Source organism: Tolypothrix sp. VBCCA 56010 (genome assembly GCF_050875635.1).
Lineage (GTDB): Bacteria > Cyanobacteriota > Cyanobacteriia > Cyanobacteriales > Nostocaceae > Hassallia.
In genome coordinates this window covers 1-12,019 of the sequence record NZ_JBPAOH010000059.1, presented here as the reverse complement: position 1 = coordinate 12,019, position 12,019 = coordinate 1, and the positions used below count along the sequence as shown (strand labels likewise).

Below are 12,019 nucleotides of genomic sequence, written 5' to 3'. Positions count from 1 at the left end.
CGGAATTTCCAAAGCGCATGAGATAGCAACTTCAAAACGCAGTCGTAGAAAAAAAGACCAGCCTCCCACAGCCGGTCTTGAAAATGTTTTAACGTTGTCTTCTCAAAAGAGTTAATCCCAATTGCGCGTTCCCAAAACTTCACGAGCAATCTTTCTTCACAATATTGTAGCAGTCAACACACTTTTTTTATTGCGATTTAATAAAAAAAGATAAGAAAAAATACAATCAGCCTCTGTCTTTAAGAATAGTTCAATGGATATAGGGGGAGTGGGGGAGTGGGGGAGTGGGGGGGATGAGGCAAATAATTCTTTTTTCCCAATGCCTAATGCCCAATGCCCATTACCCATTGACTAATTGCGGTTGTCCCCAAAGGATGCGCTCTTGTTTGTAAATGGCAATTCCTGGTTTGGCTCCTTTCGGTTTGTAAACATACTTTGGCTCAGTGTACACTACTGGCGCTTGATCTGTTTGACGAGCGCGACTATAATATACAGCAAGATTGGCGGTAAATTGCAAATCTGCTTCTTCTGGCACCGCACCGGGTTCTAAACGTAGTAGAACATGGCTACCGGGAATTTCTTGAGCATGAAACCACAAGTCATAATCGCCGGCTACACGAAAGGTTAAATAATCATTTTGGCGGTTGTTGCGACCGATTAAGATTTCAAAACCGCTGGGAGTGCGGTAACGATGAAAGTTAGTGCTAGCGGTTTCATTGAAAGTGCGGTTGCGATATTCTGGATCTTCTAGATACTTTTGTCCAATCAGTTCGTCGCGGATTTCGTCTAAAGCTTCTAAATCTTCTACTGTTTGGTACTTGTCTATTTGCGCGATCGCCATTTCTACTTGTTCTAAATATGCAATTTCACCATTCACTTCTGCCAGCAACGGTTCTACAGCACTTTTGACACGTTTGAGTTTTTGATGCTGTTTGTAAAGGCTTTGGGCATTTTGCACCGCATTTTTATCGGGTTGAAGTGCGATCGCTACAGGTTTATTATTTTCAAAGTCTGCTAGGGTAATTTCCTTCATCCCTGGTTCCCATTCTTGCAGATGCGCCATCAACAAATCAGCTTTTTGGCGATATTCATCCGCTTGTTCTGATTGTTGCAAGCGTTTTTTAAATGTATCAGCCTTCAGGCGTAATTTTGCCAAAATATTATTTAGCTTCTGAGTCAACTGATGGCGCAGTTGAGAAAATACCTGTTTATTTAACTCGTCTGTATAATAGCGGTAAAGTAATTCTTGAATATCTTTAGCTGGTGTAACTCCACCCCAACCGATTACAGTGTATCCATTATTTGTCCAAGCTGGGTGAAACTTTTGCGTTTCCAAAGCTTGCAGCCATTCTTGCCAGCGCTGAAATAATCTTTGCCAATCGTCGGGTTGCAGGGTATCTGTTGCTGCTTCTGGATCTAACGAAGCTGCCTGTAACATAGTATCTAACAGTGCTGCACTCAAACCGCTATAACTTTTGAGTAACTGACGCTTGATCGCTCCTGGGACTAAGCTTACTCGTTCTTGCCAGCGTTGTTGAGATTCGCTCAAACTGGGGATAGTATTAGTAAGTTTGGGTGGAGTTTCGTAAAATTGTCCGGTTTGGATCGGACGGACGGTAGATTGTTGCTGACTAACTTGATGGGCAGCGGTGATTATTTCATTATTGGCATCGGTGAGGATGACGTTGCTGTATTTGCCCATGATTTCAGCGTACAGATGATATAAAGCAGTTTCACCTGGACGACGAGCAAATTGTAAATTAATCACACGTTCCCAAGGTGCGATCGCTTCAATTGCTACCAGCGCCAAACCACCCAATTGATGTACTAGTTGCTGGCTAAATGTAAATGTATCAGGTTTTCTGGGTGGCGGATCGCCAATACAAATATGAGCAGCTTGAGGATGCCAAGAAATTTCTAGCCAACCCCGCTGTTTCAAGGTGCGTAATGCCACAGCAATAGTATAGCGATCGCGCTGGTAAACTTGCTCTAAGCGTGATGGTAGCCAGTTAGCGCGGATTTCGCTACTTGCAGCTGTGAGAGTGGTAAAGTCAACTGGTTGCAAAGCGATTAATTGTTAACGTTCAAATGTTGGCGATCGCTATGCTTCTATTTTCATTTAGTCAAAGCATAGCAGACCTCAACTATCATAGCGGTTACTTGTGGTAGTAGCTGGCATTGTATAGCGATCGCTACTGCTCAAATCTACATAAGCAGCAGTCAAACTTTTGGGGTGTGGATTTTCGAGGCAGTTTGCGGTGTAGATTTTCTTCCCGCAAAACTGCCTTCTTACACATACTTATATTTTTTCAATAATCTTTGGAGAATTCCTATATGATTTTGACAGCTGGTAATTAGACAAATATTCTATGTTTAAACTACTTAGATACCTTAGTATTTTTCTCATTACTGCCTGTTTGCTATTTGCTTGTAATGCTTCACCACCAACCGAATTAAAACACCCTCCTTTGAAAGTAGCATTTGCATCTTTTATTGGGGAGTATCCAGGTATCATTGCTCAAAAAAAAGGATTCTTCAAAGCCCAAGGTGTAGATGTGGAACTAATTCATAAACAATACATCCAATTGGAACAAGCAAATTTCAATGCGGGTAAATATGATGGTATTACATTATCCTTGGGAAGTTTTATAATGTTGAGTGCCACAAATCCTGATATACAAAGCGTAATAGTTATGGATGAATCAACAGGAGCAGATGTGGTAGTTGCCCAATCACAAATTAAAACCGTTGCTGACTTAAAAGGGAAAAAGCTGGGTGCAAATCTAGGCGGTTTTAGCGAAGTTTTTGTGACTGAGATGTTGAAAAGTGCCAACTTAACCAGCGATGATGTAAACTTGCTTAAATTAGAGGCTTTAGAAATTCCTCAAAGTCTGAAAAATAATGTTATTCAAGCCGGACACACTTGGGAACCTTATCTTTCTGAAGCTATTAAATCAGGGGGACATGTTTTATTTACCAGCAAACAAACCCCTGGCTTGATTTTAGATATGATTATCTTTCGCGGTGAAACAATCCGCGATCGCCCCGAAGACATTCGGGCATTTGTGCGAGGATGGCTGCAAGCCGCTGCTTACTGGAAAGCAAATGTTCCAGAAGGAAACGCGATCATCAGCAAAGCCTTAAAAATTCCTAGCAATACACTTTCTCTGGACAAAGTAAACCTAACTAATTTAGCTGAAAATCAAAAATTACTTCAATCTAGCAACCCTAACTCCATCTACAAAGCTGCCAAGATATATGCAGACTTTTTTATTCGCTCTGGAAACGTGACGCGCATTCCTGAGTTAAAAAGTTTGTTCAATTCTTCCTTCTTGAATCCTCCCTCCTAGTTTAAAGCCATGCAGCAGCATTTTTTGGGTGGCATCCGTAGAAAGTTGATCGCTTCGTTTCTCATTGTTGCTTTGATTCCTTTGCTATTCTTGGCATTTATTAACAAACAGACAACTGAAAAAGCACTAACTGAAAACGCAAAACAAGCCCTATCTGCGGCGGCTAACGAAACCGCTAATAGAATAGATGCCTTTATTGATGGAAATCTCAATGCCGTGCGCGTAGAGGCGATTTTACCAGGTTTGGCACGCTACCTCAGCCTACCTCCAAAACAGCGAGATGACAGCCCGGAAATGCAATTGGCGACAGAAACATTAATTCGTCTCAGTCGCAAAGATATGCTCAATATTATCTCCTATGCTTTACTTGACTTAAACGGGAAAAATGTATTGGATACACGTACATCGAACATTGGCAAAGATGAATCAGTGGAAAATTATTTTAAAAAACCGCTGCAAACTGGGTTATGCTTTGTTTCTAGTATGAAGCGATCGCCAACAATTCCTGACCTTGTTAACCTCTTTTTTAGCAGTCCGGTTCGCAATGCCAAGGAAGATATATTGGGTGTATTGCGTGTTTCATACAATGCTACTGTCGTCCAGGAGTTAGTAAATCGAGAAACTGAAAGGGCTGGGGCAAAATCATTTGCTATTCTTTTAGATAAACATAATATTTATTTAGCACATAGTACTGCGCCACAACTTATTTTTAAATCACTTGTGCCTCTGCCTTTTGATGTTGTAAATAGACTACAACAAAAAGGACGTTTGCTGAATTATCCTATCAAAGAATTGGCAACTAATGAGTCGAAAATTAAGCAAGCATTAGATAATAAACAGTCGTATTTAATTGCATCTTTGTCAGTAACAAGTAATCAGCTTAATCTGATTGCGATCGCTCGTTTAAAATATAAACCTTGGTCTGTGTTGTTTGCACAGCCTCTTGCTATTGCCCTAGCACCTGTAAAAAAGCAAATTCGTGACACAATGTTTCTATTTACAATTATCGCTTCAGTAGTGACAATTATCGCTTTTGCGATTGGGCAACTGCTAACAAAGCCGATAATTTACCTTACCAATATAGTTTTCCAGTTTACCGCAGGTAACTTAGATATCCGCGCCAAAATTACTTCAAAAGACGAAATAGGTCAACTGGCAAAATCCTTTAACGACATGGCACTTCAGTTACAAACATCTTTTGAAACTTTGGAACAACGGGTACACGAGAGAACAGCAGAGTTAGTAATTGCTAAAGAAAAAGCAGAAGATGCGAATCAGAAACTAGAACAACTGGTAAATCTAGATGGTTTGACTCAGGTGGCTAACCGTCGCTGCTTCGATGGACGGCTGCAAGCAGAATGGAAACGCCTTGCACGAGAACAACAACCCCTGTCACTGATTTTATTCGATGTTGATAAATTCAAATCTTACAACGACTATTATGGTCATCTTGGAGGCGATGATTGTCTAATCAGAATAGCGCAAACAGTGCAACAGATGGTTCATCATCCTGCTGATCTATTAGCGCGTTACGGAGGAGAAGAATTTTCGGTACTCCTCCCCAATACTGACTTAGTAGAAGCGATCAAACTAGCACAAAGTATTCAGCAAGCAATTCACGATCTGGCTATTCCCCATGCACAGTCTGATATCAAAGATATCGTCACTGTTACTTTGGGTATTACTTCTGTCATACCCTCTTGCGACATCAAACCAGATACACTCATCGCTTCAGCCGATAAAGCACTGTACAGTGCCAAACAAAAAGGGCGCGATCGCTATTGTACTCATTAAATATATAACGCCGTGTGCGACTTTCTCTCAAACCTAAGCGATCGCTTGATGCAACAATTCTATTCTCTTTTATAGAGACGTAACAGTGCTACGTTTCTACAAAGGTTCTGGATAACGCATATTTAATTTCTTGTCTATTACAAAAGCAGGGTGTGGGGTGTGGGGGATGGAGAGAAAACTTTAGTTCTGGGTAACAGCCACGTAAAAAAAAAGATGTCCATCGAGACACGCAGTGCGATGAAATACAGCGTCCTTATTTCAATCCCACGTTAAGTGCGCGTGGGTCTTTACACCCTTCTGAAAGTAAAGCATATCCTACGCACTTATCCCATGCGATCGCAAATCTTTTGAAGCTGATCTAACAATTTATCATAAATTTCATATAAAAGTATAACAAATGACTTGACTTTTGGGAACCCTCTAGGGTAATGATGATCACAACTTTGTCTTCAACACAACTTCAGCCTGGGGATAGGTATTTTACAAATACATTTTTTCTACCATTCGAGCTACACTTACTAAACCTAAAAATTGTTGATATGAGGCTGAGGTTTAAACGCCGACGGTTTGGTCAGCTTGCGATCGCAAGCTCATTGGGGGCTATATTGGAGAGTTGTGTAAGAAAGACTCAAGCTCAACGAAAGCCTCAGTCTAATACTTCATCAGCGATATCCCCCGATCCAAGTAGTTTTGTTGATGTCAAACTGCGTATCAACGGAGTAGAACACGCGCTGAAAATCGAACCTCGTGTGACACTACTTGATGTGCTGCGCGAGCGTCTGAATCTGACTGGCTCGAAAAAGGGCTGCGACCACGGTCAGTGCGGTGCTTGTACAGTGCTGGTTGACGGGCAGCGGATTAATTCCTGCTTGACTTTTGCTATCATGCACACCGACGCTGCAATTACAACCATTGAAGGACTGGCACAAGGAGAAAAACTGCACCCGATGCAAGCCGCGTTTATTGCCCGCGATGCGTTTCAATGCGGCTACTGCACACCGGGACAGATTTGTTCGGCGGTGGGTTTGGTGAACGAAAAACACGCTAAATCTGATGCTGACATTCGGGAATTGATGAGCGGTAATATCTGCCGTTGCGGTGCTTATCCAAATATTGTCAATGCTGTGCGCGATGTCTTAGAAGGAAAAAAAGATGCAGCCGTTTAGTTATAAGAAAGCAGGACAAGCGGATAATGCTGTGGCATTGGTTACTCCAGATGCTGAAGCCTCGTATCTTGCCGGTGGTACTAGCTTAATCGATTTGATGAAGTTGAATGTACAGACACCAAGAGAGTTGGTTGATATTAACCTACTGCCGCTAACCAAGATAGAAATGCAGGGCAACGGCGTGCGGATTGGCGCAATGGCACGCAATAGCCAGGTTGCTTATGATGCAATGATTCGCGAGCGTTACCCTGTGCTATCAGAAGCGTTGTTATCTGGGGCATCACCGCAACTGCGGAACATGGCAAGTGTCGGCGGGAATTTGCTACAACGTACCCGCTGTTACTACTTCCGCGATACTTCCATGCCATGTAACAAGCGCGTTCCCGGTTCCGGCTGTCCGGCGATTGAGGGCTATAACCGGATTCATGCGATTCTTGGCGGAAGCGATCGCTGCATTGCCACCCATCCATCTGACATGGCTGTGGCAATGGTAGCACTCGATGCAGTTGTGCAAACACGCGGTTCCAACGGAGCGCGTAGTATCCCACTCGTCGATTTTCACCTTGTACCAGGCAATACACCTGAACGGGAAACGGTTCTGCAACACGGAGAGTTAATTGTTGCTGTTGACTTGCCTGCTTCACCGTTTGCTAGGCGATCGCACTATTTGAAAGTCCGCGATCGCGCCTCTTATGCCTTTGCAATGGCATCGGTTGCGGCTGCATTAGATATTCAAAATGGGATCATTCGAGCCGCACGTATTGCCCTGGGTGGTGTAGGTACAAAGCCTTGGCGTGCTTATGAAGCAGAAAAATTGCTCCTTAACAAGCCAGTAAACCAAGCAACGTTTGAAGCAGCAGCAAAGGCGGCGATCGCCACAGCTAAACCTCAAAAATACAACGGGTTTAAAGTCGAATTAGCTAAACGCACAATTGTCAAGGCGCTGACGACGGTGGGAGGGATGGCGTGAATACAGCAGATAAAAATACAGTTGTCGGCAAACCGCTTAACCGAGTCGATGGACATCTTAAGGTGACTGGCGGCGCACGCTATGCGGCTGAGTTTCCGGTAGCAAAAATTGCCTATGGCGTAACGATTCAAAGCACGATCGCCAAAGGTAAGATTGCCCAAATTGATACAAAAGCAGCGGAGCGCTTACCGGGTGTGCTAGCAGTAATCACCCACCTCAACGCACCGAAGGCGTTTGGAGATAAAGGAGGCGGTCGCAAGCTGCAAGTACTGCAAGATAACATTGTACTTTATAGCGGTCAGCACATCGGTGTCGTGGTTGCGGATACCTTTGAACGAGCTATGCACGCGGCTTCGCTGGTGCAAGTTCGCTATGAGGAAGAAAAGCCGACCATAAATATGAGGGAGAACCTCGCTAAAGCATACTTGCCTAAGGGTAAAATTCCCAGAAACGAGCCGCCGGATAAGTCTCATGGCAATGTCACTCAGGGACTAGCAAGTGCTGCTGTCCGCGTCGAGCAAACTTATACCACCCCGGTGGAAAATCACAATCCGATGGAGCCTCATGCGACAACAGCAGTTTGGCAAGGCGATCAATTGCTGCTGTATGACGCAACTCAGGGGATTTTTCAGGCTCAAGAAAAAGTTGCCGGAGTATTGGGAATTGAGCCAGCGAATGTCCGCACTATGTCTTACTATGTCGGCGGTGGCTTTGGCTGCAAAGGGTCGGCTTGGTCGCATGTGCCTTTAGCGGCAATGGCGGCACGGCAGGTTAAGCGCCCGGTTAAGCTGGTGTTGGGACGGATACAGATGTATGGACCTGTTGGCTTTCGACCGGAGACAATTCAACAAGTTTCTCTAGGTGCAACCCGCGAGGGAAAATTAACCGCACTGCGACACTCTGGTACTTCGCAGACTTCAACCTTTGATGAATTTATTGAACCGGTTGGTAAAAGCGCACGCATGATTTATGCTTGCCCGAATATCGAAACCAGCCACCGTCTAGTTCAGCTCGATACGGGAACACCAACCTTCATGCGTGCGCCGGGAGAAGCTTCAGGCTCGTTCGCCTTAGAATCGGCAATGGACGAACTGGCTTATGCGCTGAAGATCGATCCCGTCGAGTTGCGTCTGCGTAACTATGCTGAAGTCGATCCCAGTAAAAATCTGCCTTGGTCGAGCAAGTCACTCAGAGAGTGTTACAAAGTAGGAGCAGAGCGGTTTGGCTGGCAAAAGCGCAATCCTACGCCGCGTTCGATGCGAGATGGCAATTATTTAATCGGTTGGGGGATGGCTACGGCTACATACCCTACTAACCGTTCTCCGGCATCGGCGATCGCTCAAATTATGGCAGATGGTACAGCCGTTGTCCGAACCGGCTCGCAGGATATTGGCACGGGGACTTATACGGTAATGACTCAGGTCGCGGCTGAAGCGCTCGGTATACCAGTTGAGAAAATCCGCATCGAGTTGGGTGATACGAATTTACCAGAAACCCCCGTTTCCGGTGGCTCACAAACCGCCGCTAGTGTAGGCTCGTCCGTGCATTTGGCGGGAACTCAAGCTCGCAGTAAGCTTATGCAATTGGCACTTGCCGATCAAAAATCGCCCCTCTACGGCTCAAATGCCGAGGATATAATTGCCGAGAATGGCAGCCTTTTCTTAAAGAATAAATCGTCTGCAAGCGAAACTTATGGGGCAATTCTGGCACGGCATAAAATGAAAATGATTGAAGCGCGTGCAGATGCCAAGCCTGGAGAGGAAAAAGAGAAGTATTCCATGCATTCGTTTGGCTCACAGTTTGCAGAAGTGCGGGTTAACCCTGATTCGGGTGAAGTGCGAGTAACGCGCTGGGTGGGAGCCTTTGGTGTTGGACGCTTGCTGAATGCTAAAACAGCCCATAGTCAACTCGTCGGCGGGATTGTCTACGGCATCGGCATGGCGTTAATGGAACATACTGTCATCGACCCCAACCGAGGACGTGTTGTCAACCATGATTTAGCTGAATATCATGTGCCAGTAAATGCAGACGTTCCGGCAATTGAAGTGTTGTTCGTCGATGAGCGCGATCCACACGTTAACCCGCTTGGCATCAAGGGAATTGGTGAAATTGGCATTACCGGAACTGCTGCGGCGATCGCCAACGCAGTTTATCACGCAACAGGCAAGCGCGTCCGCGATTTGCCTATTACACTAGACAAGTTGCTGTAGATAGAAAATGCGATCGCCCAAACGATGAAAGCGAAATTAGACGATCGGCGATCGCTACATTACCAGTACGAGCAAGAAGTTCATACGCGGCAATGATATCCTGTAGTTTCTTTTGCGAATCAGTAGAAGTCTCAGGGCTGATGACGACTAAAGTATAATTTGGTACTGTTAGCTCGGAATCACTGTAGTTACGTCCGCATAAGAGATTAATTGCTGCCGTTGAGCTTTAAGGAATTGCGCGATCGCATGTCTGATCAACTGCAACGCCGAAACGATAAAAGCTCAATCATACGATTAGCGATCGCTAATTTCCAAACTCAACAGGACTTACGCACGGGTTATGTAAAATTGTAGACGCGCCTTCTTCGGCTTGCCGCAGGCTACCACTCCAGGCGCAAAGGTCACGGAGTAATGAGATGTGAGTTCTACGGATAACAAAGCCCAAAAAGGTTGCTAGATATGAATGTGCTCAACTGGAGAGACCCAGGCAAGCGCTACGATTGAGAATCAGCAAAAAAGTCACATTTAAAGTTTTTGTGAAGCCAGTAAAGAAGACAACAAAAAGCTTAGTGAATTTATTATGATACTAGTGATTTTTAAGGATGCTGTGGTGAGTGTAAATTAGTAGGAAAACCATAGATATCTAGTTATCTTTACAAAATTAATCTGGTTTTCTTAAATGATCGCTCAGTTTTCCAGCTGCCTTGAGTAGGAAATTTTGTGCTGATGACCGCCAATTAAATCCCTCCCTTCCATCCTGTGCATCTTCAAGTTCAATTGGCTAGCTTTGATGATTGTAGTTCTAATTAGGAGTCCATTCAAAATCGTGAAAACCGAAAAGTTCGCACTCTTGACTATTATAGCATTAGCTACCTTAGCTAGCACTGCAACGGCTGCACGAGCAGTCTCGCTCGTCAATCAAGCCTTAGACGTTCTCCCAGCGCCTCCCTTGGGTGAACCAGTCTTCACTTTCACCCAGCTAGGAGATACGTCCCTGCCATATGTTAGTCCTATTCTCACGACGGGATCGGGACCTGCACTAAGGATTAACAATAACCTGAATAACTTGGATGTCTCTGTCGGTGATATTGTGTATCGTCTGTTAAGCCCTGATGCTCAGTTTGGCACTGTTACTTCAAACCTTTACACGGTCACGCTATCTGAAAACAACTCCGTTGCAACATTCACAGGCGCGCGCGTCAACCCTGGTCAAGTGTTTCGCATTGAGCGCACGGTCAGCGATGGATCGCCTGTCGATTTTACCTTGAGATTATCTACCGCAAATGAAACGAACACGCGTGCTGTTCCTGAACCGACCACAATTCCAGGTCTAGCGCTTGCAGGTGTCGCTTGTGCCTACATCCGTCGGCGCAAACAGCAAGCCGCAAAGTAAACAGTGAAACGAGATATCTGACTTCTGAGTTGCAACCCCGATTCTAGGGACGATCCACATCAAGCAATCGGATATCTGGTTAATGGCAGCTACAGGCGGTCGCGATCGTACTACCGTTGTGTTGGTCGAACTTACGTTCAATTAAGTTGATTAATACCAAGTTGCAATCATCTGTGGTATTTCTCCCCTTGCTAGAAAGCTCCTCTGCTTCACGGCAGTTGCTCCACTTGGTGAAACCCCAAGACCGCACTGCCTCCCCTGCCTGCCAAAACTAATATGTTTGAACACAACTAGGTATAACTTGCGATCGCTTCCAGCGGGCGGTTACGCCATCGCAACTGGCTTTTTGCGGGAAGGACGCTTGCGTTCTGATTTTTTCTTCAGTCCCACCGCTTGAGCTTGATCGCTATCTGACCAAGCCCCGTTGGGGCGGGGTGTAGGGTGTGGGGTGTGGGGTGTAGGGAAAGAGATAGCCCCAACAACCAGTGGGAAACATACGCCCCGTCTTTTAAGACGATTGCGTTGGTCTCTTAATCATACGCCCCGAAGTGCGCCGTCTTCTCCCTTACACCCTAACCATGCAACCCCACACCCTTCTTGTTGACCCATATTGACCGCGCACGACTTCTTTCATCGCTAATACAGCATTATGAAATTCCCACTCTGCTAATCGAGCAGCATCGGCAGCAGCACGGTATAAAGCTAGTTTCTCGGTTTCGGTTTGTTGAGAAATCAACATCGCCTGATAAACTTCTTGTAAGTTTGCAGTAGAGGCATCAGCACGAGTTGTGTTGTAGGTGCTGACGGTTTGCAAACCGTGGAATGAGTCAATATCTTGACTAATGGTTTGAGGGCGCAAACGGCGTGTTGTATCTTGGATAGTCATAGATGTATACAGTGGTATAGTGTACATTTAATGTACCCATTGCAACTAAAAAACTATCAGTAAGATAAAGTTTTTAAATCGGGCAAGCTTTTGCAATGCATCGACTTGCATTGTTAATGCATCGACTTGCATTGTTAATGCATCGACTTGCATTGTTAATGCATCGACTTGCATTGTTAATGCATCGGCTTGCATTGTTAATGCATCGGCTTGCATTGTTAATGCATCGGCTTGCATTGTTAATGCATCG

The 12,019-nt window shown here is 44.9% G+C and carries 9 protein-coding genes; 6 read left to right on the top strand and 3 right to left on the bottom strand.

Annotated elements, in window-relative coordinates:
- Positions 1–340: 340 nt before the first annotated feature.
- Complete coding sequence (locus AABK37_RS20135) at positions 341–2,065, bottom strand: Rqc2 family fibronectin-binding protein (protein WP_432553314.1); 1,725 nt, start codon at positions 2,063–2,065, stop codon at positions 341–343.
- 304 nt (positions 2,066–2,369) lie between these two features.
- Here AABK37_RS20135 and AABK37_RS20130 point away from each other — a divergent pair, with 304 nt between their 5' ends.
- The 6 genes from AABK37_RS20130 to AABK37_RS20105 all read left to right on the top strand — a co-directional run bounded on the left by AABK37_RS20130 (position 2,370) and on the right by AABK37_RS20105 (position 10,883).
- Positions 2,370–3,350: an ABC transporter substrate-binding protein gene (locus AABK37_RS20130; RefSeq protein ID WP_432553313.1), complete on the top strand. Its 981-nt coding sequence runs from the start codon at positions 2,370–2,372 to the stop codon at positions 3,348–3,350.
- Between the two features lie 9 nt (positions 3,351–3,359).
- On the top strand, positions 3,360–5,144 hold the full coding sequence (locus AABK37_RS20125) for a diguanylate cyclase domain-containing protein (protein ID WP_432553312.1): 1,785 nt from the start codon (positions 3,360–3,362) through the stop codon (positions 5,142–5,144).
- 539 nt (positions 5,145–5,683) lie between these two features.
- Complete coding sequence (locus tag AABK37_RS20120; protein WP_432553311.1) at positions 5,684–6,310, top strand: (2Fe-2S)-binding protein; 627 nt, start codon at positions 5,684–5,686, stop codon at positions 6,308–6,310.
- Positions 6,297–7,280, top strand: a complete 984-nt coding sequence (locus tag AABK37_RS20115; RefSeq protein ID WP_432553310.1) for an FAD binding domain-containing protein — start codon at positions 6,297–6,299, stop codon at positions 7,278–7,280. Before AABK37_RS20120 ends, AABK37_RS20115 begins: the two co-directional genes overlap by 14 nt.
- Entirely contained in the window at positions 7,277–9,490 is a 2,214-nt protein-coding gene (locus AABK37_RS20110; protein ID WP_432553309.1) for a xanthine dehydrogenase family protein molybdopterin-binding subunit, read from the top strand. Before AABK37_RS20115 ends, AABK37_RS20110 begins: the two co-directional genes overlap by 4 nt.
- A gap of 826 nt (positions 9,491–10,316) precedes the next feature.
- The gene (locus AABK37_RS20105; RefSeq protein ID WP_432553308.1) at positions 10,317–10,883 is read left to right on the top strand and encodes a PEP-CTERM sorting domain-containing protein; all 567 of its coding nucleotides are present in this window, start codon (positions 10,317–10,319) and stop codon (positions 10,881–10,883) included.
- Between the two features lie 565 nt (positions 10,884–11,448).
- Here AABK37_RS20105 and AABK37_RS20100 read toward each other — a convergent pair.
- A complete protein-coding gene (locus tag AABK37_RS20100; RefSeq protein ID WP_432553307.1) occupies positions 11,449–11,769 on the bottom strand; it encodes a hypothetical protein in 321 nt (106 codons plus the stop codon).
- Between the two features lie 45 nt (positions 11,770–11,814).
- A partial coding sequence (locus AABK37_RS20095; RefSeq protein WP_432553306.1) for a hypothetical protein occupies positions 11,815–12,019 on the bottom strand: 205 nt, incomplete at its 5' end.

Coding starts and splice junctions, on each gene's coding strand:
- AABK37_RS20130 (WP_432553313.1), top strand. CDS start 2,370: ATGTTTAAACTACTTAGATACCTTAGTATTTTTCTCATTACTGCCTGT.
- AABK37_RS20125 (WP_432553312.1), top strand. CDS start 3,360: ATGCAGCAGCATTTTTTGGGTGGCATCCGTAGAAAGTTGATCGCTTCG.
- AABK37_RS20120 (WP_432553311.1), top strand. CDS start 5,684: ATGAGGCTGAGGTTTAAACGCCGACGGTTTGGTCAGCTTGCGATCGCA.
- AABK37_RS20115 (WP_432553310.1), top strand. CDS start 6,297: ATGCAGCCGTTTAGTTATAAGAAAGCAGGACAAGCGGATAATGCTGTG.
- AABK37_RS20100 (WP_432553307.1), bottom strand. CDS start 11,769: ATGACTATCCAAGATACAACACGCCGTTTGCGCCCTCAAACCATTAGT.